The sequence below is a fragment of the Leisingera sp. ANG-M6 genome (genome assembly GCF_000813905.1).
Taxonomy (GTDB): domain Bacteria; phylum Pseudomonadota; class Alphaproteobacteria; order Rhodobacterales; family Rhodobacteraceae; genus Leisingera.
Window position 1 is genome coordinate 316,524 of the sequence record NZ_JWLG01000017.1, and the last position, 21,356, is coordinate 337,879.

Here is a 21,356-nt window from a genome sequence, read left to right on the forward strand (position 1 = left end):
CAATACCCTAGCGACAAGGATGTCCAGACCGCTGCTCGTGCCGCGCGGTCAGCGCTTCAGGCTGGTATGATGCAATTGCCAATTGCGGGCAGGATTTCTATGGTGCAGCCAAGGGTTGCCAAAGCGAATTCACAACAGGAGGTCCGGCGTGACGCTGTGGAACCAGCTACTGTGGGGATCAATCTACCTCAGCACTTGCCTGATCCTGGAAATCACCATCCTGGTCTGGTGCGCCTCGGTTCTGAACCGGTTGTCCAGCCGGTTTTCCAAACCCTATAGGCCCTGGCAATTGGGTCTTATGCTCGTTGTGGCGATTTTCATCATTCTAGGCAGCCACACCGCTCAAGTTTGGATCTGGTCCGCTGCCTTTGTCATGGTTGGCGCGATTGAGGATTGGAATACCTCCGTCTATTTTTCACTGGTGACCTATACCACGCTGGGCTACGGCGATGTGGTTCTGGGCCCGGCGCTCAGGATTTTTGCTGCCCTTGCTGCGGTTACAGGGCTGTTCGGCTTCGGCATAAGCACCGCCTTCCTTGTCAGCGCAATGGGGCGGCTGTTTTCCTTTAATGGGCAACACACTGGCGGCAGGGATTAAAGCACCGGTGCCAGCAGGCGGGCCATCGGGGCCAGCAGGCGGATCCGCTGATTTTGCTGGCCGAGTCCAACGGCGAGTTCCTTTGCATTCCGAAAGTCCTTGGCAAGCATGTTTGCAACCTTGCCGGCCGTCTCTTGATCGAAAAACAAGGCCATGGTTTCAAAATTCAGCCGGAAAGACCGGTTGTCCAGATTTGCGGTTCCGATTCCGGCAATGGTGTCGTCGACGACAAAACACTTTTGATGCATGAAACCGCCCTGATAGCGCAGGATGCGGACACCGGCTTCGCGAAGTTCATCAAAAAATGCAAAGCTGGCAAGCCACGGCAGATGGTGATCGATGGTCTCCGGCAGCAGCACCCTGACATCGATGCCTCGCAGACCAGCGTGTTTCAGAGCTGCAAAAACGTCTTGGTCAGGAACAAAATACGGGGACGCCAGCCACACTCTGCGCTGCGCCGCAGTGATGGCAGAAAAATAGAGCATTGAACCGTTTCCGGTCGTGTCTCCGGGGCCGGTGGAGGCGATCAGCGCGGGCAGATTCCGAGGCGACGGCTCGGGTTCCCAGTTGAGAAGATCCAGGATCGGCTCCTGGGTGCGCCAGTGCCAATCTTCGGCAAAGGACAGTTGAAGCTGCAGCACCACAGGCCCAACCAGCCGTACATGCGTATCCCGCCACGGACCAAACTCCGGGTTCTGTCCCAGATATTCATTCCCGACGTTCAGCCCTCCGGTAAAACCTGTGTGACCGTCGACAATCACAGTTTTCCGGTGATTGCGGAAATTAATCCGTAACCGGTGCCAGGGACCGCGCTGAACCGCTGGATCAATCATGTTTATACCAGCAGCCACCAGCGCGTGTTTGTAGTCCTGGGACAGCTTGCGGCTGCCAATGCTGTCCGTCATGAACCAGACCGTTACGCCACGCTCTGCTGCGGCGATCAGCCGGGACTGCAATTGCATTCCTAGGTTATCGGCACGCAGTATGTAATACTGGAGCAGGATGTAGTCTTGCGCATTTTCAATGGCTTCGAAGATAGTTTTGAAAGTCTCGGTGCCGTTGACCAGGAGGTCCACCCCATTTCCGCGGCAAATGTTCAGACCTGCGATCGCCTCAAACGGCGCTGTGTTGACGGCCAGTGCTGATGCATTCTCCGATTGGGCGCTGGTGTAGTTCCGCTTTGGGATGACGGCCTGTTCCGCGGCCTCGCGGGCTGTCCAGTATCCTTTGAACCGGTGGTGTCCAAAGATCATGTAAGCGGGCAGGGCAAGGACCGGCGCAGCCAGCAGGAAAACAACCCAGCCAATGGCTCCTTGAGGTGTCCGCGCGGTGCGCGCCGCACTGAGCGCAGCCAGGCCGGCAGCCGTCCAGGTTGCAGCAAGTACAGCGGTGCTGAGAACAATCCAGAACATTGCGGGCTCCAAAAACTGTCGATGTGTCAGACTAATACTGAACCTGGCTTGCCGCCATACCCGGACGGGGCAGCACTTAGGTTGTCACGGAACAGACCACGCATTGCGGCTGGCGTTTGCCCTGAAGTTGTGGGACGTTACCGGTATGCCGATCCTTCCGCCAATCCGCATGTGGCCAGCCGCCTTGATGACCGCCGCCGGCCGGTTCAACAGAAAAAACGGCTGGGTGATGAGCAGCCACATCGCGATGTCGATGATGCTGGCGCTGTTTCCTTTTGTGCTGTTCACCGTCGCGCTTGCGGGCACGGTTGCGGGCCTGCTGTCACAGGAGGTTGAGGTGGAGGCGATGACGGAACAGGTGTTCAGCGTTTGGCCTGATGCGGTGGCCCGGCCCATTTTGACTGAACTTAAGGCGGTACTGCGGACATCAAACACCCAATTGGTCACTCTGGGCGGATTGTTCGCGCTGTATTTTGCCTCAAACGGGGTTGATGCCGTTCGCACGGCCATGGTCCAAGCTTATCACGATACGGATACCCGGCCTTACTGGAGGTCGCGGGCACTGTGCATCGCACTGGTTATTCTTGGCGGGGCAGGCATTCTGGCAGTCACCGTATTCGAAGTCATCATGCCCCTGTATGTTCGCCACATTACCAAACTCCTGCCTTTTGCGACCGTGCCGCAAGGCTGGGAGCAGGGGTTGAGAGGGCTTCTGGCCCTGGCGCTACCAGCAGGCGCGGTGCTGGCATTTCATGTGCTGCTGCCGGGACGGGTGCACCGAATCCGGCGAATCTTGCCGGGTGCGATCCTGACATTGCTGCTGTGGCTGATCTGCGGCAGCGGCTTTGCCATCTATGTTGGGTCTTTTGCCCAATACTCTGCCACCTACGCGGGCCTTGCAGGCGCCATGGCAGCGATGATCTTTCTGTATCTGAACGCTGCCATTCTGATCCTAGGCGCGGAATTCAATGGCGCCCTGATTGACATGGCAAACAGCATGGGCCGGACATAGCGCCTGCGGCTTTGTTGCAACTGTTTCCATTTATTCAACAATAAGGCAGCTTCGCCACAATTGCGCCCCGATCTCAGCCCGATCGGTCTCTAGAACTGCAGAAAAGCAGCTGAACCAGAAGGGGCCATCATGACAAAATTGCAAAACAAACTGCGCCGCATGCGTCTGTTTGAGCTGATGCGGCAGCGCGGGATGGGCAGCAATGCCGGCTGCAAGCTGCGGGTTTCCCGCCTGACTGATGAAGAAGGCGAAGAGGCCATTCTGCTGCGCACCTTGGCCGCGCGGTCGCTGACCACGCCTCATAATCGCCGGGTCTGACCCGGTTCAGCCGCGGAAACCCGTGGCCACCACAAATTTCTCAGAGCTGTCCGACCGCGAGGAGGGCGGCTTGATGTTCATCACTTTGGTGAATTTCTGTTTCAGAAGCTTTTGCAGTTCGCCCTCGGCGCCACCAGCCAGAACCTTGGCGACAAAGGTGCCGCCTTCCTCCAGCACGTCAAAGGCAAAATAGGCCGCGGTTTCACAGAGAGAAATGATCCGCAAATGGTCGGTCTGCTTGTGGCCGGAACTGGCAGCCGCCATGTCTGACATTACAACGTCGGCCTTTCCGCCCAGCCATTCCTTGACCTGCTCGTCAGCTCCGTCATCCATGAAATCGAGCTGATGGAACTCAGCACCTGCCAGTGGCTCGACCTCTTGCAGGTCGATACCAATGATGCGGCCGACTGCCTTGCCTTGTTTCTCACCCAGCGAATTGATCCGCTTCACTGCCACCTGTGCCCAGCCTCCCGGTGCGCAGCCCAGGTCGACAACCCGGGCGCCATTCACCAGGAAGCGGTACTTGTCGTCCAGTTCCATGATCTTGTAGGCTGCACGCCCGCGGTAGCCTTCGGCCTGGGCGCGTTTCACATAGGGGTCGTTCAGCTGCCGCTGCAGCCAGCGGGTTGAGCTGAGCTTGCGCCCGCGCGCTGTCTTCACATTGACCTTCAGATCCCGCTGCCCGCGGCCGGAAGTGTTTTTACCAGTGGGGGTCTTTGCCATGTGCGTTTTCTCCGACAGTGAGGGCTGCAGATAACCTCTTGGCCCGTCTGGATCAAGGCGATGCTTTTTTCTTGGATAGCGCAAGTTCCTGCCATGGGGCGGATACACCGAATATCAGGTATCCTAGAAGGATTGCAGCCTTGCCCCAAAAACTAATCTTCACGACCGGCTCGGGCGGGTCTTCATTTATGGTGTCTTCGGTGGCCAATGACGTCAGATGACCACACTGAATTGCGTGAAGATACTCCGAAGCCTCCGCGGCATTTTCAGACGGAACCCTGATAGGAACCCCGCCAAACGCCAGGCTGTGATGCGGTAGCAGATTAATTGTGTTGAGCCCTGGGCAAAACACCCGGAAACCCGCAGCCTCCAGTGCAGAAACCGCCACTGAGACGGTGCTTAGCCGGTAAGCTATGGCGATGGTCGAATACATGTAAGACGCCCTGAAACTTCTGTTGAGCGGTTAGTAAGGGCCGTCCTCCAGAACACCATCTGCGCTCATCTGCGCATAAAGCAGGCCTTCGCGCAGGCCGCGGTCGGCGACGGACAGCCGGTCGGTTGGCCAGCAACGCAGCAACGCCTGAAGGATTGCCGAGCCGGACATAATCAGGGCTTGCCGGTCCTCGCCGATGCGGGGGTCGCGGCGGCGGCCTTGAGGGCCGAGCTCCAAATACCCCCGGATCACCTTGTCAATCTGATCGCTGGTCATCCGCAGCCCGTCCACCTTTGTCCGGTCATAGCGTTTGAGACCCAGATGCGAGGCTGCAACCGTAGTTACCGTGCCGGAGGTGCCGACGATCTGGAAGCCGGCGCGCGCCTGCTCATCTTTGTAGGGGGCGAAATCGGCGAGGTTTTCTTCAAAGAACCAGCTCATGAGGGCAAACCGCGCAGCATCGTCCTCCACATCGTTGAACTGGTCGCGCAGCGTGGCGACACCCAGCGGGACTGAAATCCAGTCCACCACTTTGGCGGCGGGGAAGGGGCCCTCAGCCGGGCGGAACCCGTTGTGCAGCCGCATGATGGCTGCCGGGCGGTCGCGCCGCGGCACTGAGGAGACGTCGATCCAAACCAGCTCGGTCGAGCCGCCGCCGATATCAACCACCAAGAGCTGTTCGGTCTTGGTGGAGACCAGCGGCGCGCAGGAGATAACGGCCAGACGGGCTTCTTCCTCCGGCTGAATGATTTCCAGCGTCAGGCCGGTTTCCCGCTTTACCTGGCGGATGAAATCGCGTGCGTTCTTGGCCCGGCGGCAGGCTTCGGTCGCCACCAGCCGCATCCGTTTGACCTTGTTGCGTTTGAGTTTCTGCTGGCAGATCCGCAGCGCCTGGATGGTACGCGCCATCGAGGACCGCGACAGCCGTCCGGTCCGCTCCAGCCCGGCGCCGAGCTGCACCGACTTGGAGAAACTGTCAACCACATGGATACCGCTGCCCTTGGGCTGGGCGATCAGCATGCGGCAGCTATTTGTACCCAGATCCAGCGCCGCATAGAGCGCATCAGGATCGGGACGGGCCGGTGCAGGGGTCTCAACCGCTTTGGGAAACGCGCCCGCACCTTTCGAGCGCCTGGGCGCCATGATTCACGCCCTCCGATTATCGTGTTAAGAATGACAATAGGTGCGCAAATGCGGCGGCGCAAGCGCCGTGCTGCCAGAAGTGAAGCAATTTCCGCCGCTTCCCGGAAATCTCATAATCCACATGAATATTTTGGCGGTTCCAGGCTGTGGCATTCACAGGTGCACAAAGCTAGTGTCGCGGCAGCAAAACGTCGCTCAATCCCATCGTGTTGTCGAAAATCGACCAACCTGCGGCGCGCCACCGCACTAGATAGTGGTCTATCCAGGCTAGGAGGAAAGCAAGGCATGCCCGACGTTACGATCGTATACTGGCGCGATATCCCCGCGCAGGTCATCGTTGGCAAAGGCCGCCGCGGCGCCAAGCGTCAGCTCGAAGAACGGTTCGAGCAGGCAATTGACCGCGCAGCCATGAAGGTGAACGCGAAAGACGCGGACGCTTATCTGGCTGAATGGCGCAAGGCTGCTCCTTTCTCTGCTGAGGGCGAGGCCGCTGAGGTTGCCGAAGCCGAGGCCAAGCGCTTGGAGACTGAGTATGATCAGGACCGCTTGAAGGCGCTGATCGCGAATGACGGATGGGCATGACCCGCAGACCACTTTGGGAGGCCGTGATGGCTTTGCTGAACTTTAAAAAACGCGACTCTGGCGCAGGCCAATCCGCTACCCCTGAGATGGAGGCCTTCCTGAAAGGGTATTCCATCGAGGTGATGCCCCGTACCGCTGCCAAGGTGGAAGACTTCCGCGACCTGCTGCCCGCCGGCACCCGTGTCTACATCGCGCACATCGAAGGCACCCCGATCGAGGATATGGTCGAGACCGCCAAGCGCATTGCTGGCGAAGGCTACGATGTGATGCCGCACTTCCCGGCGCGGATCATCAAGGACAAAGCAACCCTGGGTGACTGGATCAACCGCTATCAGGGCGAAGCCGGCGTCAAGCAAGGCCTGATCCTGGCAGGCGGCGTTGCCAAGCCGCACGGCGAATTCGACAGCTCGATGCAGCTTTTGGAAACCGGCCTGTTTGACCAGGCGGGTTTCACCAACCTGCACGTTGCTGGCCACCCGGAACCCAACCTGGATATCGACCCCAACGGCGGCCGCGCCAACACCTATGCGGCGCTGGACTGGAAACAGGAATTCTCCAAGCGCACCGATGCACAGATGGCGCTGGCGACCCAGTTCTGCTTCGAGGCGCAACCGGTGATCGACTGGGTGAACGAGCTGAACGAGCGCGGCATGAACCTGCCGGTCCACATCGGTATCGCTGGCCCGGCCAAGCTGCAGACCATGATCAAATTCGCAATTGCCTGCGGTGTCGGCCCGTCGCTGAAAGTTCTGCAGAAGCGTGCCAAGGACGTTTCCAAGCTGCTGCTGCCGCACGAGCCGGGTGAGGTTCTGGCGGATCTGGCGGCGCACAAGGCGGCCAACCCCGACTTTGCAATCGAGAAGGTTCACTTCTTCCCGCTGGGCGGCATCAAGACCAATGCCACCTGGGCCATCAACAACGGCGGCGATTCCGCCAAGCCGGTTAACTCCTAAGGATCCACAATGACCCGTACAGTCGTAGAATCAAAAACAAAAACCGCGGTCCTGGGCTTTGATGAGCCGTTCTGTGTGATTGGTGAGCGCATCAACCCGACCGGCCGCAAGAAACTGGCGGCCGAGCTGGAAGCCGGCGATTTCTCCACCGTCGAAAAAGACGCCGTGGCTCAGGTTCTGGCCGGTGCCACCGTTCTCGATATCAACGCGGGCGTGGTTTACAACTCCAACCCGAACCCGAACGAAACCGAGCCGCCGCTGATGCGGAAGATCGTTGAACTGGTTCAAGGGCTGGTCGACGTGCCGCTGTGCATCGACTCCTCGGTTCCCGGCGCGCTCGAGGCCGGTCTGGAAATCTGCGAAGGCCGTCCGCTGCTGAACTCGGTCACAGGCGAAGAAGAGCGTCTGGAGCAGATCCTGCCGCTGGTCAAGAAGTACAACGTGCCGGTTGTGGCGATCTCCAACGACGACACCGGCATCTCGGAAGATCCCGATGTGCGTTTTGCTGTCGCTAAGAAAATCGTCGAGCGTGCTGCTGATTTCGGTATCCCGGCGCATGACATCGTGGTTGACCCGTTGGTGATGCCGGTTGGCGCCATGGCGACTGCAGGTCTGCAGGTGTTTGCCCTGGTCCGCCGTCTGCGCGAAGAACTGGGTGTGAACACCACTTGCGGTGCGTCCAACATCTCCTTCGGCCTGCCGAACCGTCACGGGATCAACAACGCTTTCCTGCCGATGGCAATGGGTGCCGGCATGACCTCTGCGATCATGAACCCGGTGGCGCTGCCAGTGACACAGAAGGCTATTGCCGAGAAGAAAGCCGCTGTCGAAGCTGCTGGCATCATCCTGCCGGAAGCCATGGACGACGAGGCGTTTGTCACCATGTTCGGCCTGGGCTCCACCAAGCCGCGCGCCGGTAAGGAAATGGAGGCCATCCGCGCTGCCAACTTCCTGACCAATAACGACCCGCATGGCGGTGAGTGGATCAAATTCAACAAGGCGCCTGCTGCTGAGGGCGAAGAAGGCCGTGGCCGTGGCGGCCGCGCCGGCGGACGCCGCCGCCGCGCCTGATCCGAACTGGCAATTAAACACGAAGGCCGGGCAGAAATGCCCGGTCTTTTTTGTTTTCGCGGTTGTAAGGTGAATGAAGCTGCACAAGCGGCTTGATGGTGCTTGGGTTTGCCGGAAACAGGAGGGTTAGACGCATCATACCGCATGTTCTCGGTCTGATTTGGAAGCGGTCTGAAGGGAAATGGCGGAGAGACAGGGATTCGAACCCTGGGTGGGCTTGCACCCACAACGGTTTTCGAGACCGCCCCGTTCGACCACTCCGGCACCTCTCCGCGGGGGTCTGGTGGGGCAGCGTTTAAGGTTGATTCCGGACCGGCGCAAGGGGCGATTTGCGCCTTTGGCAAAAAAAGCCGGATTTCCGTTGCCAGCCAAAGGTTTTTGCTTAGATTTGCACTATGCAGATGATCCTTCCGCTCCCCGCTTTCCTGATGCGTTTTCTGGCCGCGATGTGGCTTGGCTGCTGGGCTGTCACCCAGCCCGCTGCTGCTGCGGACCGTGCCCGGGTGGAGGCGTTTCTGGAGGTCACCGGCTTTGACGTGGCGCTTGACAGCATCGCGCTGTCTGCCTCCAGCGCTCCGGACATGCTGGGCGTTGATGCCGGCGCCTTCGGCAGCCAGTGGACCGAAATGTCGGAAGAAGTCTTTGATACCGCAGAGATGCGCGGCTTGGCCTTGGATATCCTGGAAAACACTCTGGACGATGAGGCTCTGGATCACGCCTCCGAGTTTTATGCCAGTGATCTGGGGAAACGGCTGGTGCGGGCGGAGAATTCCTCGCATCTGATCGAGGATGACGAGGTGAAGCAATTGGCTGGCAACCGCATCATCTCTGATTTGGTCAAGGCAGGCAGCAAGCGGGTGGCGATGTACCAGCGTATGGGCAGTGCAATTGACGCTGCTGGCAATGGTGTAAAGGCGCTGCAGCAGATCCAGTTCCGCTTCCTGATGGCAGCGTCCGCGGCTGGCGTGATCGACCTGGATCTCGACGCCGACGAACTGCGCGCGCTGATGAAGGAGCAGGAGGGCGACTTGCGCCTCAGCCTGCAGGCCTCCAGCCTGGCGGCCTCTGCCTATACCTATCAGGAGTTCTCGGATGCAGAAGTGCAGGCCTATGTCGAGGCGCTGGAGGAGGAGCCAATGCAGCGGGTCTACGAACTGCTGAATGCGGTCCAGTACGAGATCACTGCCAACCGGTTCGAGGAACTTGCCCACCGCATGGCGGAGCTGACACCGGGACAGGACATCTGATTTCCGCAGAGCGCCTGAAAAGCCTGTGGAAAACGGTTGACATACATGCCGATCCGAACCATAAGCCCGCATCCCGGCCCGGAATCCGTGCGCCGGGGTTTATTTGTCATACGCCCATTCAAGGGCGCGCTGTTCGAGGCGGCATATGCCGAAACGCCCGTAAGGGGGCCGTAGGACGCGGTTAGAAAAGGAAAGACGCACATGTTTGCGGTCCTCAAGACTGGCGGCAAGCAGTACAAGGTTCAGGCGGGCGACGTGCTCCGCGTTGAGAAACTTGCTGCAGATGCCGGCGACACCATCCAATTCGACGAAGTTCTGATGCTGGGCGGCGACGCTCCGGTTGTCGGTGCTCCGCTGGTTGACGGCGCTGCCGTCAAAGCGGAAGTGATCGAGCAGATCAAAGGCGAGAAGCTGATCCACTTCGTCAAGCGCCGCCGGAAGCACTCCTCCAAGCGCACCAAAGGCCACCGTCAGAAGCTGACCCTCGTCCGGATCACCGAGATCCTGGCATCGGGCGCAACCAAAGCCGCACCGAAAGCTGCTGCCAAAGCCAAAGCTGCTCCGGCCGCTGAAGCTGCCGCAGGTTCGGACGACCTGACCGCCCTGACCGGTGTTGGTCCCGCAGCTGCCAAGAAACTGGCAGAAGCAGGCCTGACCACTTTCGCTCAGATCGCAGCCTTGTCCGAAGACGACATTGCTGGTATCGAGGCGATCAAAGTGAAGCCCGAGTGGGTTGAGCAGGCCAAAGAACTGGCTAAAGGCTAAGGAGAGAGAGAATGGCACATAAAAAAGCTGGCGGTTCCTCCCGTAACGGCCGCGACTCTGCTGGTCGCCGCCTTGGCGTGAAACTCTACGGTGGCCAGGCTGCCATCGCAGGCAACATCATCGTGCGTCAGCGCGGCACCAAATTCTGGGCCGGCGAAGGCGTGGGCATGGGCAAAGACCACACTCTCTTTGCAACTGCTGACGGTGCTGTGAGCTTCCGCAAGGGCCTGAAAGGCCGCACCTTTGTATCGGTTCTCCCAGTGGCGGAGGCCGCTGAGTAAGCCGACCCGAAGGGTAAAGAAATCTTTAGGGGGATCGGCTACACAGCCGGTCCCCTTTGCTGTTTTTGTCTGTGAGAATGTGATGAGTTTGCCCGGAAATACCGACGTTCGGACACGAGCAAGGATTGCTCACAACCGGCCAACGGGAAATTTTGCACAATTTGAACGCGGTATCTATTGCCGTGGCAGCTGTGCAGGCACATTTCAAACTTGCAGCTGCAAGAACAAGGGCTGAGGAGGAGCAGTTCCATGAACCTGGAGCAAATCGTGAACCAGCAGGCGATTGAGACAGACCGATTTATTCTGCGCCCGCTGCGCAAGTCAGACGCCGGGCTGATTGAGCATTATGTCAGCGACGAACGCGTCGCCCGCATGACCCGCTCGGTGCCGCATCCGCTGCCGCCCGGCGCGGCTGAGGCCTTTGTTACCCGAGCCATGGCTGAAGAGCGGGATGAGGACGTCTGGGTGATCGACGGCACCATCGAGGGTGACTCCGAGCTGAAGGGCGTGATCGGGCTCAAGCGGATGGACCGCAATCAGTCCGAGGTCTCCTATTGGACTGCGCCGCCGTTCTGGAATACCGGGCTGGCCTCTGCTGCGCTCAAGGCGCTGGTCGATGCCAATCCGCAGAAGAACGACGCGATGTTTGCCTCTGTGTTTCAGGATAACCCGGCCTCGGCCCGGGTGCTGATCCATTGCGGCTTTGACTATTTGGGCGACGCCGAAAGCTATTCGGTGGCGCGCGACGCCTCTGTCCCGACCTGGACCTACAGCCGAAAACTGTGATTGGCGCGGCACGCGCTTTGCGGTAAGGCAATCGAAACAGTCCCGCCATGGCTCCGGGCCTTGGCGGGACACTTATACTGCGCGGACGGGCAGGGGCCTGCCGTATTAAGGAGCTGACATGAAATTCCTCGATCTGGCAAAGGTCTACATCCGCTCGGGCGCCGGCGGGAACGGCTGCGTCAGCTTCCGCCGCGAGAAATACATCGAATACGGCGGTCCGGACGGGGGCGACGGCGGCAAGGGTGGCTCTGTCTGGGCAGAGGTCACCGAGGGGCTGAACACTCTGATCGACTTCCGCTATCAGCAGCACTTCTTCGCCAAAAACGGTCAGTCCGGCATGGGCCGCCAGCGTACCGGCAAGGACGGCGACGATATTATTCTGCGTGTTCCCGTGGGGACGGAGATCCTGGACGAGGATCAGGAAACTGTTCTGGCGGACCTGACAGTTCCGGGTGAGCGTGTGCTGCTGGCCAAGGGCGGCAATGGCGGTTTCGGCAACCTGCATTTCAAATCTGCCACCAACCAGGCGCCGCGGCGCGCCAATCCAGGGCAGGAGGGCGTCGAGCGCACCATCTGGCTGAGGCTCAAGCTGATCGCTGATGCGGGCCTTCTGGGCCTTCCGAACGCGGGCAAGTCGACTTTCCTGTCGGCCACCTCCAACGCCCGCCCCAAGATCGCGGATTACCCGTTCACCACGCTGCACCCGAACCTGGGCGTGGTCGGCATCGACAACACCGAGTTTGTGGTTGCAGACATTCCGGGCCTCATTGAAGGCGCGCATGAGGGCAAGGGGATCGGCGATCGGTTCCTTGGCCATGTGGAGCGCTGTGCGGTGCTGCTGCACCTGATCGACGGCACCTCCGAAACTGTGGTTGAGGATTACGAGACCATCATCGGCGAGCTGGAGGCCTATGGCGGCGTGCTGGCCACCAAGACCCGGATCACGGCACTCAACAAGGTCGACGCCATCGATCCGGAGGAGCTGGACGAGAAACGCAAGGCCCTGGAAGCAGCCGTTGGCGGTCCGGTTTATCTGATGTCCGGCGTTAGCCGTCAGGGCGTGAACGAGGTCTTGCGCGCGCTGCGCAACGAGATTGACGATGACCGCTTGCGGATGAAACCCGCCGAGGAGGAAGAAACTTGGCAGCCCTGACGTCGGCAAAACGCATTGTCGTCAAGATCGGCTCGGCGCTGCTGGTGGACCGGGAAACCGGCGAGCTGCGCGCCGGCTGGCTGCATTCGCTGGCCAATGACGTCGCCTGGCTGAAGTCCCGCGGCACAGACGTGGTGCTGGTGTCTTCCGGGTCTATCGCCCTGGGGCGTGGTGTGCTGGGTCTGCCGCGCGCCGACCTGCCTCTGGAGCAGTCCCAGGCTGCCGCTGCGGTTGGCCAGATCCGGCTGGCCCGCGCCTATGAAGAGGCATTGGCGCCGCACCGGATCACCACCGCGCAAGTGCTGGTGACGCTGGAAGACAGCGAAAACCGCCGCCGTTACCTCAACTCCCGCGCGACATTGGAAACGCTGCTCGGAATGGGTGCGGTGCCCATCGTCAACGAAAACGACACCATCGCCACGGATGAGATCCGCTATGGCGACAACGACCGTTTGGCGGCGCAGGTTGCAGTGACGGTCGGGGCTGACGCTCTGATCCTGCTGTCCGATGTGGATGGTTTTTACAGTGCCAACCCGGCGCTGGACCCGGATGCCAAGCGCTACGACCGCATTGATGAGATCACACCTGAGATCGAGGCGATGGCGGGCGATGGCGTCTCCGGCCTGTCGAAGGGCGGGATGATCACCAAGCTGCTGGCTGCCAAGATGGCAACCGCCGCTGGCTGTGCTATGGCGATCACTGAAGGTTCGCCGTTGAACCCTCTGAAAACGCTGGAGGAAGGCACGCCTTGCACCTGGTTCACCGGGCAGGGTGATCCGCAGGCCGCGCGCAAGCGCTGGATCGCGGCGATGAAGACCCGCGGTGTTCTGACCATCGACGAAGGCGCCGCCCGCGCGCTGATGTCCGGCAAAAGCCTGCTGCCCGCAGGCGTCCGTCATGTGGAGGGTGACTTTGGCCGCGGCGATCCGCTGGCCATCCTTGGCCCAGACGGGCGCAAACTGGGGCAAGGGCTGTCGCGCTATACCGCCGAAGAGGCCCGTGCCATCCAGGGACGCCAGTCACAGGAGATCGAGTCGACGCTGGGCTATCCCGGCCGCGCCGCGCTGATCCACCGCGATGATATGGCGCTTTGACGGTACCACCTGATAGTTTATTCCAGCCGGGACGGCACCCAGTGCCAGACAGGGACCGGCAAGGGCACGAGACATATGAAAGACAATGAAAATATTCCCGCCGTAATGGCGGAGCTTGGCAAACGTGCAAAGCAAGCGGCGCAAGTCCTGGCGACGGCCAACGCTGAACGCAAACATGCAGCGCTGATTGGTGCAGCAGAAGCGGTCTGGAGCCGCCGGGCAGAGATCATCGCGGCCAACGCCAAGGATCTTGAGTTTGGCCGAAACAAGGGCCTGTCGGACGCGATGATGGACCGGCTGATGCTGGACGAGACACGCATTCAGGGCATCGTCGATGGCCTGCGCGCTGTGGCGGAGCAGCGCGATCCGGTTGGCGAGGTGATGGAAGAGTGGGAACAGCCCACCGGCTTGAAAATCCAACGCGTTCGCACCCCGCTGGGTGTGATTGGTGTGATCTATGAAAGCCGCCCTAATGTGACAGCTGATGCCGGCGCGCTCTGCCTGAAATCGGGCAACGCGGTGATCCTGCGCGGCGGCTCTGAAAGCTTCCATTCGTCGCAAGCCATCCATGCCTGCCTGGCAGAGGGGCTGAAGTTGGCAGGTCTGCCTGAAGACGCCGTGCAACTGGTCCCGACCCGCGACCGCGCTGCGGTGCAGGAACTGCTGACTATGACGGACTATGTGGACGTCATCGTGCCGCGCGGCGGCAAGGGGCTGGTCGGGCTTGTCCAGCGCGAGGCGCGGGTGCCGGTTTTTGCCCATCTTGAGGGCATCGTGCACATCTACCTCGACAAGGCTGCCGATCCGCAGAAAGCACTGGATGTGGTCTTGAACGCCAAGACCCGCCGCACCGGTATCTGCGGTGCTGCCGAGTGCCTGCTGATTCATCAGGACATTGCGCCGACGCTGGGCAAGATGGTTCTGGACGCGCTGGCCTCTGCCGGCGTTGAAATCCGCGCCGAGGCAGGGCTGCCCGGACCGGACGGCATGATCTCCGCTACGGCCGATGACTGGGGTAAGGAATACCTGGATTCTATCATTGCTGCAAAGCAGGTGGCGGGCATAGATGAAGCGATCCAGCACATCCGCACGCATCACTCGCAGCACACCGATTGCATCATTACAGAGGATGAAGAGGCGGTTCAGACGTTCTTTGCTGAACTCGACAGCGCAATTCTGATGCACAACGCCTCAACCCAATTTGCCGACGGTGGCGAGTTCGGGATGGGGGCAGAGATTGGCATTGCCACCGGAAAGATGCATGCCCGCGGACCCGTCGGCGCAACTCAGCTCACCAGCTTCAAATACCTGGTACGGGGCAACGGAACGACACGCGCCTGACCCTCAGAAATGCAAAACGCCGGGCGGATTGCCCGGCGTTTCTTTGGTCACAATGCAGTGTTCAGAACTGCATTGTGATATTTTCCAGGTTCAATTCCAGCCGCACCGTGCGGCCTGCTTCCTTGGCGGCCTCCGGCAGCAAGGCGAACTGAACCAATGCCGGGGTAATCTCGGCGTTTGAGCTGCCGCCGCTCACGCGGGCCCACAGCTCATCATCAACCGTGACTTTGCGGCCTTCGCCCACCACCGTCCATTTGCCGTCGGCACAGAATATCTTGACCGTGCCGCCATAGGGCAGAGCGCTTTCCAGGCACAGCGCCGACAAGAACGCCAGCCGTGCCTCGCTGCGGGTGCAGCCCTCCAGCGGTGCCCATTGGTATTTGATGCGCCCGCCTTTGCTGACGTCCTCGAGCACGGAAACGACTTCGGCCCGTGGTGTTTGCTGGTCGCCGGCGGCTCCAAAAGCGATGCGGAAGAAGCGGATGCGCGCATTGGCATTGGCGACGCTATCGGAAATCAATTCCAGCTCCGGCCCCGACATGCTGCCGGCCATGCCCAGCAGTTCCAGACCGTTGTTGATGGCGCCGACCGGGCTGATCAAATCATGACAGATCCGCGACCCTACCAATGCGGCCAGATTGGCGTTATCTACACCCATAACTATTACTTCCTCCGAACTGGGCCATCCCCCTATGAATGACCTCAACGCTATTTTAGCCCCCGGCATGTTTGTCCGGCACCCGGACCACCCTGAATGGGGTGTCGGCCAAGTGCAGTCGAACGCAGGCGGCAAGATCACGGTGAACTTTCCCGATCAGGGCAAGCTTGTGATTGACGGAGCGCGTGTCTCCCTTATTCCCGTCTTTGATCCATAACGGTTTATGAAGGGTTAACGTAATCCCTCAAATTCATCCCATTTTCTTCGGGCTCTTTGCCTTAATGATGGAAAGCGCTCAAGCCTGAACGACACGAAGGTGACCGAATGGCAGACACCATCCCGGAATTTTCCGTGAAAATCGCGGAAACAGAGGAAGAACTGCGGGCTGCGCAGGCGCTACGCTATGACGTGTTCGTGCGCGAACTGGGCGGTGGCGGTGAGATGGTCGATCATGAGGCCGGGCTGGAACGGGATCGTTTTGATCCTTACTTCGACCACATGCTGGTGACGGATGTGGCCAAGGGCGCGGTAGTTGGGGTTTACCGGCTGCTGCGAGATGACCAGGCGGCAAGGGCGGGGCAGTTTTATTCTGAGGATGAATATGACCTGACCTTATTGAAGGCCTCGGGCCGCCGGCTGCTGGAACTGGGTCGTTCCTGCCTGCACCCGGACTACCGTGGCGGTATGGCGATGTTTCACCTTTGGTCCGGCTTGGCGGATTACGTCGAACAGCACGGTATAGAGGTGTTGTTCGGTGTTGCCAGTTTTCATGGAACGGATCCGCAGGCCCTGGCCAATCCGTTGGCCATGCTGCATCACAACCATCTGGCACCTCCGGATCTGCGCGTGCGGTCAAAAGCATTTCAAAGCATGGACTTAGTTGGTGTTGGTGATCTCGATCGCAAGCGCGCCATGGTCGAAACTCCAGCGCTGATAAAAGCCTATCTGCGGCTCGGAGGTTTTGTCGGAGAAGGCGCCTACATTGATAGGGCATTCAACACAACTGACGTTTGCCTGGTGCTTGACACGGCAAGGATGAACGAGCGGCAGTGCCGGATCTATGCCGGAGGCCGCGGATGAGCATCAGTTGGCACAGTGAGGACACCCCCGACCCCATCCGTATCGGCCCTTCCGGCTGGATGCTGGTGGCGCTGCGCGGCCTGCCGCTGGCACTGCTGGTCTTCGGAGGGCTGCTGGTACTGCTGCTTCTTCGGCTGGCAGAGCGGCCGCTGTTCGGGCTCCAGCGGCCGGTCACGCCGTTTATAACCCAGTTTGTTTGCCGCAATGCGTTCCGGATTATGGGGATCCGCTATCAGACCCGCGGCACGCTGATGCGGCAGCGCGGGCCGGTTGTTGCCAACCACTCCTCCTGGCTGGACATTTTTGCCCTGAACGCGCGCAAGCGGATTTATTTCGTGTCCAAGGCCGAGGTTGCCGGATGGCCCGGCATCGGCTGGCTGGCGCGGGCCACCGGCACCGTATTTATCGAACGGAACCCCAAGAAAGCCAGAGAGCAGGCGGAACTGTTCGAGCATCGGCTGCAGGCCGGGCATAAGCTGCTGTTCTTCCCGGAAGGCACGTCGACTGACGGGTTGCGCGTTCTGCGTTTCAAAACAACACTTTTTGCCGCGTTTTTCACCGATCAGCTCCGCAACGGCCTGTACGTTCAGCCGGTTTCGGTGGTGTATCACGCCCCCAAAGGCGCCCCCGCCCGCTTTTATGGCTGGTGGGGCGACATGGACTTCGGGCCGCACCTTCTTAAAGTTCTGGCCGCCGCGCGCCAGGGCACGGTTGAGCTGATCTATCACCCACCTCTGAAAGTAGCGGACTTTCCGGACCGCAAGGCGCTGGCGGCCCGGGCTGAGGAAATGGTGCGCAAAGGCCATCAGGACGCCTTGAAAGCCTGAAATCCGGGGCAGGGCGCCGATTTCTGCGGGACGCCTCTTGCCAGCTGGCGGTTTCTGATCTATAGGCGCGCCTACGAACCCGCAGGCGGGGTTTGGCCTGATCAGGGGAGACATCCCTGACGGACCCCCGGTTGGAGCATCCGCTCTGAACCCCCGCCGAGGATAGAAACCGGAAAGGATATAATAGCATGGCTCTTCCTGAGTTCACCATGCGTCAGCTGCTGGAAGCTGGCGTTCACTTCGGCCACCAGACTCAGCGCTGGAACCCGCGCATGTCGCCCTTCATCTACGGCGCGCGCAACGGCATCCACATCATGGACCTGACCCAGACTGTTCCGATGCTGGACCAGGCGCTGCAAGTCGTCCGTGACACCGTTGCCAAAGGCGGCCGCATCCTGTTCGTCGGCACCAAGCGCCAGGCAGCTGCACCGATTGCCGAAGCTGCTGAGAAGTCTGCTCAGTACTTCATGAACCACCGCTGGCTCGGCGGCACCCTGACCAACTGGAAAACCGTTTCCCAGTCGATCAACCGCCTGAAGGAAATCGACGAGAAGATGGCTGGCGGCGCCGAAGGCCTGACCAAGAAAGAGCGTCTGGGCATGGAACGCGACCAGGAGAAGCTGCAGGCCTCCCTGGGCGGCATCCGCGAAATGGGCGGTGTGCCGGACCTGCTGTTCGTCATCGACGTGAAAAAAGAAGCACTGGCCATCGCCGAAGCCAAGAAACTGGGCATCCCGGTTGTGGCTGTTGTCGACACCAACTGCTCCCCCGATGGCGTGGACTACATCATCCCGGGCAACGACGACGCTTCGCGCGCCATCTCGCTGTACTGCGACCTGGTTGCCCGCGCCGCTCTGGACGGCATGTCGGCTCAGCTGGGCGCTGCAGGCGTTGACCTGGGCGCGCTGGAAGAAGCACCGGCAGAAGAAGCCGTTGCTGAAGAAGCAGCAGCCGAAGCCTGATCCGTCCTGTCACGGAACTGACATGCGGGGCAGGGTATCACCTGCCCCAAATCTGTTTTTGAATTGAGGAGAGCCAAGAGATGGCAATCACTGCAGCAATGGTGAAAGAACTGCGCGAATCCACCGGCGCAGGCATGATGGACGCGAAGAAAGCGCTGGTCGAAAACGACGGCAACATGGAAGCCGCTGTTGACTGGCTGCGCACCAAAGGCCTGGCGAAAGCCGCCAAGAAATCCGGCCGCACCGCCGCAGAAGGCCTGGTGGCCGTTGTCGTCGAAGGCGGCAAAGGTGTTGCTGTTGAAGTGAACTCCGAAACCGACTTCGTTGCGAAAAACGGCGAGTTCCAGGAAATGGTTGGCAAAATCGCCACCGCAGCTCTGGGCGCTGCAGACATCGAAGGTCTGGCCGCAGCAGATCTGGGCGGCAAGACCGTTGCCGACACTCTGACCGACAAGATCGCCACCATCGGCGAAAACATGTCTCTGCGCCGCATGGAAGCGCTGGAAGGCGAGACCGTTGTGTCCTACGTCCACAACGCGGCCACCGCAGGCATGGGCAAGATCGGTGTTCTGGTTGCGATGAACGGCGGCGACGAAGCCATCGGCAAGCAGGTTGCGATGCATATCGCAGCTGTGAACCCGGCTGCGCTGTCCGAAGCTGACCTGGATGCTTCCATCGTTGAGAAGGAAAAGCAGGTTCAGATCGACATCGCACGTGAATCCGGCAAGCCGGAGCAGGTGATCGAAAAGATGATCGAAGGCCGCATGAAGAAATTCGTGGCGGAATCCACTCTGCTGAACCAGCAGTTCGTGGTGAACCCGGACCTGACCGTCGAAGCCGCCGCCAAGGAAGCTGGCGCCACCATCACCGGCTTTGTCCGGGTTGAAGTCGGCGAAGGCATCGAAGTTGAGAAGGAAGACTTCGCAGCCGAAGTTGCAAAGGCAGCTCAGGGCTGATCAGCCTTCCAGTCTGAAAATAGAAACCGGCAGGAACTCCTGCCGGTTTTTTTGTGCCTGGTGCAATGGCTGAGCCTGGCAGCGCGCGTCGGGACGCGCCAGTAATGGTCTGGTCTGGTCTGGTCTGTTGGTCCGGGAGAAGGTGCGAGGGGCCCCGCTGATGGGGATGGGCAGGACCCCTCAGATATCGGGGCAGGACACGGATCTATACGTGCCTGCCCCCGATCAGGTAGGAGAGCCCTGTAATCGCAAGGTTCAATACCCAAAGTTCCTTGGCCAAAGCCACCACTCACGGAACATGTGCAAATTGCAATGAATTATCCTTTAACGGTAGTACTGAATACCATACTTCTTGACGCTAATTGGCGTCGTGTGGACATTTCAGCCGGAGGCAGCCACGCTAAAGCGTTTTACTGAAACCAAATTTTGGAAGAAGATCCAGATAAATAGCCCGTGAAGTTTGGGCCGTGCCCAGTGTGCTCGCCTGCCAGGTTCAGGTGTCCATCACATACATCTGGTTATGCAAGGCTGCCTTCAGAACTGCTTGCGCAGTGGTCTCCACAGAAAGGGATTCCCTGGCGAGCCGCAGGTGTTTTTCAATTGTTGCAGGGGTCAGCCCCATCAGCAGGGCAATATCCTGAGTAGTTTTGCCGTCGCCAACCCATTGCAGCACCTCCCGTTGCCGCTTGGTCAGGCTCCGGTTCGGGGCCGTATAGGGCAGAGTGAGGATCTTCAGGTGCGCAACGTTGTTCATCAGCACGATATCTTCGCCCAGCTCCTGCCACAGGGCATCCACCTGATCCTGAGAAAGGCCCGGCCGCGCCGCCAGCGAAATTGCCCCCTTATAGCGCGGGGAAGTGGAATAGAAGCTGACAGTATAGCCAGCCGTCATGTCCAGTTCCTGATTGAACGCATGCACCTTTCGGGCTTCAGGCCCCAGCGTTCCATTGGCGGCCATTTCTTGCACAATCCGCCAGCTGCCGGCGCCTTCATTCTCCAGCGCCCAGCGAAGCATCGGCGCGTGAAAATAAAGCCCCTTGTGCAAAAAACCCTCAAGATACGCGCTGTTGTGGTTCGACAGGATGACAAAGTCGTCCGGATCGCCAAGCGAAGTTTCAGTTTTATAGCGGGTGTATCCATAGATCAGCCGGTCAAAACCATATTCCGCCATCTGCTGGACGTGCCCATGCCATAGCTCCTCCAGGCTCTGCGCGCCGCAGAGGAAATTCAGATACTTTTGGAGCTTCATGCCGTGCCGGCCTCTTTCAAACGCGCGGCCAATGCGTCCAGCGCCAGCAAGTAGCCCTGGGCGCCAAAACCGCAGATTTGCCCCAGAGCTGCCTTGGAGATGTAAGAGGTATGGCGGAAGTCTTCGCGCGCATGAATGTTGGAGAGATGAACTTCAACTGCCGGAATTTCCACGGAAATCAGCGCATCCATAAGCGCTATCGACGTGTGCGTATAGGCTCCGGCATTCAGGATGATACCCTGGTGCTTGCCTCTTGCGTCATGAATGGCGTCAATCAGCGCGCCCTCATGGTTTGACTGCAGGCAGGAAACTTCCAGCCCCAGCTTTTGCGCGTGGGCGGTGCAGGCGTCTTCTACCATCGCCAGAGTAACAGAACCATAGACTTCCGGCTGGCGGGTGCCAAGCAGGTTCAAATTGGGTCCGTTCAATACCAGAATACTCGCCATAAGATTTATGTCCTTACCGTCTTTCCCTTTGAACTTCTAAGACAAATTTGTTTCGAAAGCGAATAGGCAAACGTCTTTGGAGGAAAAAAACTTGGCGTAACCAGCTTAGGGTTGAACGTTTGCAGTGAATTGGATGGCGGACTGCCTTTGCGCTGCCGCTGGCCGAACTCCCAGCACCGTTACCACGTATTTCGCTCGACCCTGTCTGCGCGGCAGCGCATATTCCGGAGAACCCGAGACGGCCGGCCGGCCGCAAAGAAGAGAGG

The 21,356-nt window shown here is 59.7% G+C and carries 25 protein-coding genes and 1 tRNA gene; 18 read left to right on the top strand and 8 right to left on the bottom strand.

What is annotated here, in order from left to right; all coding sequences use genetic code 11:
* Positions 1–148 precede the first annotated feature (148 nt).
* On the top strand, positions 149–598 hold the full coding sequence (locus RA24_RS16565) for a potassium channel family protein (RefSeq protein ID WP_019297819.1): 450 nt from the start codon (positions 149–151) through the stop codon (positions 596–598).
* Here RA24_RS16565 and cls read toward each other — a convergent pair.
* Positions 595–2,010 (bottom strand): cardiolipin synthase, encoded by a 1,416-nt coding sequence (cls, locus tag RA24_RS16570; RefSeq protein ID WP_039193003.1) that lies wholly within the window; start codon positions 2,008–2,010, stop codon positions 595–597. The genes RA24_RS16565 and cls overlap by 4 nt on opposite strands.
* Before the next feature lie 145 nt (positions 2,011–2,155).
* Between cls and RA24_RS16575 the strand changes: the two genes are divergently transcribed.
* Both RA24_RS16575 and RA24_RS16580 read left to right on the top strand, forming a co-directional pair.
* Positions 2,156–3,022 (top strand): YihY/virulence factor BrkB family protein, encoded by an 867-nt coding sequence (locus tag RA24_RS16575; RefSeq protein ID WP_039171271.1) that lies wholly within the window; start codon positions 2,156–2,158, stop codon positions 3,020–3,022.
* A gap of 129 nt (positions 3,023–3,151) precedes the next feature.
* Complete coding sequence (locus RA24_RS16580) at positions 3,152–3,340, top strand: hypothetical protein (protein ID WP_039145985.1); 189 nt, start codon at positions 3,152–3,154, stop codon at positions 3,338–3,340.
* Between the two features lie 6 nt (positions 3,341–3,346).
* Here RA24_RS16580 and RA24_RS16585 read toward each other — a convergent pair whose 3' ends face one another.
* Genes RA24_RS16585 through RA24_RS16590 form a run of 3 tightly spaced genes read right to left on the bottom strand, consistent with a single transcriptional unit; the run spans position 3,347 to position 5,639 of the window.
* Positions 3,347–4,063 (bottom strand): RlmE family RNA methyltransferase, encoded by a 717-nt coding sequence (locus tag RA24_RS16585; RefSeq protein ID WP_019297815.1) that lies wholly within the window; start codon positions 4,061–4,063, stop codon positions 3,347–3,349.
* A gap of 52 nt (positions 4,064–4,115) precedes the next feature.
* Entirely contained in the window at positions 4,116–4,496 is a 381-nt protein-coding gene (locus RA24_RS22345) for a hypothetical protein (protein WP_152612861.1), read from the bottom strand.
* A gap of 30 nt (positions 4,497–4,526) precedes the next feature.
* Positions 4,527–5,639: a Ppx/GppA phosphatase family protein gene (locus tag RA24_RS16590; protein WP_019297814.1), complete on the bottom strand. Its 1,113-nt coding sequence runs from the start codon at positions 5,637–5,639 to the stop codon at positions 4,527–4,529.
* Between the two features lie 285 nt (positions 5,640–5,924).
* On the opposite strand from RA24_RS16590, the gene RA24_RS16595 reads away from it, so the two are divergent.
* From RA24_RS16595 to RA24_RS16605, 3 genes are read left to right on the top strand one after another with little or no spacing between them, the layout of a single operon-like run.
* A complete protein-coding gene (locus tag RA24_RS16595) occupies positions 5,925–6,221 on the top strand; it encodes a virulence factor (protein WP_019297813.1) in 297 nt (98 codons plus the stop codon).
* Between the two features lie 26 nt (positions 6,222–6,247).
* Complete coding sequence (locus RA24_RS16600) at positions 6,248–7,174, top strand: methylenetetrahydrofolate reductase (protein WP_019297812.1); 927 nt, start codon at positions 6,248–6,250, stop codon at positions 7,172–7,174.
* A 9-nt stretch (positions 7,175–7,183) separates the two neighbouring features.
* The gene (locus RA24_RS16605) at positions 7,184–8,245 is read left to right on the top strand and encodes a methyltetrahydrofolate cobalamin methyltransferase (RefSeq protein ID WP_019297811.1); all 1,062 of its coding nucleotides are present in this window, start codon (positions 7,184–7,186) and stop codon (positions 8,243–8,245) included.
* A 182-nt stretch (positions 8,246–8,427) separates the two neighbouring features.
* On the opposite strand, the gene RA24_RS16610 is transcribed toward RA24_RS16605, so the two are convergent.
* Positions 8,428–8,517: transfer RNA gene (locus RA24_RS16610), tRNA-Ser, on the bottom strand.
* Between the two features lie 123 nt (positions 8,518–8,640).
* Between RA24_RS16610 and RA24_RS16615 the strand changes: the two genes are divergently transcribed.
* The 7 genes from RA24_RS16615 to RA24_RS16645 all read left to right on the top strand — a co-directional run bounded on the left by RA24_RS16615 (position 8,641) and on the right by RA24_RS16645 (position 14,912).
* Positions 8,641–9,492: a DUF2059 domain-containing protein gene (locus RA24_RS16615; RefSeq protein WP_039193006.1), complete on the top strand. Its 852-nt coding sequence runs from the start codon at positions 8,641–8,643 to the stop codon at positions 9,490–9,492.
* Between the two features lie 201 nt (positions 9,493–9,693).
* Positions 9,694–10,257: a 50S ribosomal protein L21 gene (gene rplU / locus RA24_RS16620; protein ID WP_039145986.1), complete on the top strand. Its 564-nt coding sequence runs from the start codon at positions 9,694–9,696 to the stop codon at positions 10,255–10,257.
* A gap of 11 nt (positions 10,258–10,268) precedes the next feature.
* A complete protein-coding gene (gene rpmA / locus RA24_RS16625) occupies positions 10,269–10,538 on the top strand; it encodes a 50S ribosomal protein L27 (RefSeq protein WP_019297807.1) in 270 nt (89 codons plus the stop codon).
* A gap of 249 nt (positions 10,539–10,787) precedes the next feature.
* Positions 10,788–11,324 (top strand): GNAT family N-acetyltransferase, encoded by a 537-nt coding sequence (locus RA24_RS16630; protein ID WP_019297806.1) that lies wholly within the window; start codon positions 10,788–10,790, stop codon positions 11,322–11,324.
* A 118-nt stretch (positions 11,325–11,442) separates the two neighbouring features.
* Entirely contained in the window at positions 11,443–12,477 is a 1,035-nt protein-coding gene (gene obgE, locus RA24_RS16635; RefSeq protein WP_039193009.1) for a GTPase ObgE, read from the top strand.
* Complete coding sequence (gene proB / locus RA24_RS16640) at positions 12,465–13,571, top strand: glutamate 5-kinase (protein ID WP_019297804.1); 1,107 nt, start codon at positions 12,465–12,467, stop codon at positions 13,569–13,571. Before obgE ends, proB begins: the two co-directional genes overlap by 13 nt.
* A 75-nt stretch (positions 13,572–13,646) precedes the next feature.
* Positions 13,647–14,912: a glutamate-5-semialdehyde dehydrogenase gene (locus RA24_RS16645; RefSeq protein ID WP_039193011.1), complete on the top strand. Its 1,266-nt coding sequence runs from the start codon at positions 13,647–13,649 to the stop codon at positions 14,910–14,912.
* A gap of 61 nt (positions 14,913–14,973) precedes the next feature.
* Here RA24_RS16645 and RA24_RS16650 read toward each other — a convergent pair whose 3' ends face one another.
* Positions 14,974–15,570: a histidine phosphotransferase family protein gene (locus tag RA24_RS16650; RefSeq protein ID WP_019297802.1), complete on the bottom strand. Its 597-nt coding sequence runs from the start codon at positions 15,568–15,570 to the stop codon at positions 14,974–14,976.
* 34 nt (positions 15,571–15,604) lie between these two features.
* Between RA24_RS16650 and RA24_RS16655 the strand changes: the two genes are divergently transcribed.
* From RA24_RS16655 to tsf, 5 genes are all read left to right on the top strand, one after another.
* Positions 15,605–15,787: a DUF3553 domain-containing protein gene (locus RA24_RS16655; RefSeq protein ID WP_039145992.1), complete on the top strand. Its 183-nt coding sequence runs from the start codon at positions 15,605–15,607 to the stop codon at positions 15,785–15,787.
* A gap of 107 nt (positions 15,788–15,894) precedes the next feature.
* Positions 15,895–16,650 (top strand): GNAT family N-acetyltransferase, encoded by a 756-nt coding sequence (locus tag RA24_RS16660; RefSeq protein WP_039193012.1) that lies wholly within the window; start codon positions 15,895–15,897, stop codon positions 16,648–16,650.
* Complete coding sequence (locus tag RA24_RS16665; RefSeq protein WP_039145997.1) at positions 16,647–17,477, top strand: lysophospholipid acyltransferase family protein; 831 nt, start codon at positions 16,647–16,649, stop codon at positions 17,475–17,477. Before RA24_RS16660 ends, RA24_RS16665 begins: the two co-directional genes overlap by 4 nt.
* A gap of 188 nt (positions 17,478–17,665) precedes the next feature.
* The gene (gene rpsB / locus RA24_RS16670; protein WP_019297798.1) at positions 17,666–18,439 is read left to right on the top strand and encodes a 30S ribosomal protein S2; all 774 of its coding nucleotides are present in this window, start codon (positions 17,666–17,668) and stop codon (positions 18,437–18,439) included.
* A gap of 80 nt (positions 18,440–18,519) precedes the next feature.
* Positions 18,520–19,395: a translation elongation factor Ts gene (gene tsf / locus RA24_RS16675; protein ID WP_039193015.1), complete on the top strand. Its 876-nt coding sequence runs from the start codon at positions 18,520–18,522 to the stop codon at positions 19,393–19,395.
* 493 nt (positions 19,396–19,888) lie between these two features.
* On the opposite strand, the gene RA24_RS16680 is transcribed toward tsf, so the two are convergent.
* Positions 19,889–20,644, bottom strand: a complete 756-nt coding sequence (locus RA24_RS16680; protein WP_039193018.1) for a LuxR family transcriptional regulator — start codon at positions 20,642–20,644, stop codon at positions 19,889–19,891.
* Positions 20,641–21,090: a type II 3-dehydroquinate dehydratase gene (gene aroQ, locus RA24_RS16685; protein WP_039193022.1), complete on the bottom strand. Its 450-nt coding sequence runs from the start codon at positions 21,088–21,090 to the stop codon at positions 20,641–20,643. The genes RA24_RS16680 and aroQ overlap by 4 nt, the downstream gene beginning before the upstream one ends.
* Positions 21,091–21,356: the final 266 nt, after the last annotated feature.

Bases quoted from the DNA above. Each gene is read 5' to 3' on its own strand.
- RA24_RS16645 (WP_039193011.1), top strand. From the start codon at position 13,647: ATGAAAGACAATGAAAATATTCCCGCCGTAATGGCGGAGCTTGGCAAA.
- RA24_RS16665 (WP_039145997.1), top strand. From the start codon at position 16,647: ATGAGCATCAGTTGGCACAGTGAGGACACCCCCGACCCCATCCGTATC.
- tsf (WP_039193015.1), top strand. From the start codon at position 18,520: ATGGCAATCACTGCAGCAATGGTGAAAGAACTGCGCGAATCCACCGGC.
- rpmA (WP_019297807.1), top strand. From the start codon at position 10,269: ATGGCACATAAAAAAGCTGGCGGTTCCTCCCGTAACGGCCGCGACTCT.
- aroQ (WP_039193022.1), bottom strand. From the start codon at position 21,090: ATGGCGAGTATTCTGGTATTGAACGGACCCAATTTGAACCTGCTTGGC.
- RA24_RS16630 (WP_019297806.1), top strand. From the start codon at position 10,788: ATGAACCTGGAGCAAATCGTGAACCAGCAGGCGATTGAGACAGACCGA.
- RA24_RS16650 (WP_019297802.1), bottom strand. From the start codon at position 15,570: ATGGGTGTAGATAACGCCAATCTGGCCGCATTGGTAGGGTCGCGGATC.
- obgE (WP_039193009.1), top strand. From the start codon at position 11,443: ATGAAATTCCTCGATCTGGCAAAGGTCTACATCCGCTCGGGCGCCGGC.
- RA24_RS22345 (WP_152612861.1), bottom strand. From the start codon at position 4,496: ATGTATTCGACCATCGCCATAGCTTACCGGCTAAGCACCGTCTCAGTG.
- RA24_RS16585 (WP_019297815.1), bottom strand. From the start codon at position 4,063: ATGGCAAAGACCCCCACTGGTAAAAACACTTCCGGCCGCGGGCAGCGG.
- RA24_RS16680 (WP_039193018.1), bottom strand. From the start codon at position 20,644: ATGAAGCTCCAAAAGTATCTGAATTTCCTCTGCGGCGCGCAGAGCCTG.
- cls (WP_039193003.1), bottom strand. From the start codon at position 2,010: ATGTTCTGGATTGTTCTCAGCACCGCTGTACTTGCTGCAACCTGGACG.
- RA24_RS16590 (WP_019297814.1), bottom strand. From the start codon at position 5,639: ATGGCGCCCAGGCGCTCGAAAGGTGCGGGCGCGTTTCCCAAAGCGGTT.
- RA24_RS16605 (WP_019297811.1), top strand. From the start codon at position 7,184: ATGACCCGTACAGTCGTAGAATCAAAAACAAAAACCGCGGTCCTGGGC.
- RA24_RS16660 (WP_039193012.1), top strand. From the start codon at position 15,895: ATGGCAGACACCATCCCGGAATTTTCCGTGAAAATCGCGGAAACAGAG.
- RA24_RS16595 (WP_019297813.1), top strand. From the start codon at position 5,925: ATGCCCGACGTTACGATCGTATACTGGCGCGATATCCCCGCGCAGGTC.
- rpsB (WP_019297798.1), top strand. From the start codon at position 17,666: ATGGCTCTTCCTGAGTTCACCATGCGTCAGCTGCTGGAAGCTGGCGTT.
- RA24_RS16600 (WP_019297812.1), top strand. From the start codon at position 6,248: ATGGCTTTGCTGAACTTTAAAAAACGCGACTCTGGCGCAGGCCAATCC.
- RA24_RS16580 (WP_039145985.1), top strand. From the start codon at position 3,152: ATGACAAAATTGCAAAACAAACTGCGCCGCATGCGTCTGTTTGAGCTG.
- RA24_RS16615 (WP_039193006.1), top strand. From the start codon at position 8,641: ATGCAGATGATCCTTCCGCTCCCCGCTTTCCTGATGCGTTTTCTGGCC.
- RA24_RS16575 (WP_039171271.1), top strand. From the start codon at position 2,156: ATGCCGATCCTTCCGCCAATCCGCATGTGGCCAGCCGCCTTGATGACC.
- rplU (WP_039145986.1), top strand. From the start codon at position 9,694: ATGTTTGCGGTCCTCAAGACTGGCGGCAAGCAGTACAAGGTTCAGGCG.
- RA24_RS16655 (WP_039145992.1), top strand. From the start codon at position 15,605: ATGAATGACCTCAACGCTATTTTAGCCCCCGGCATGTTTGTCCGGCAC.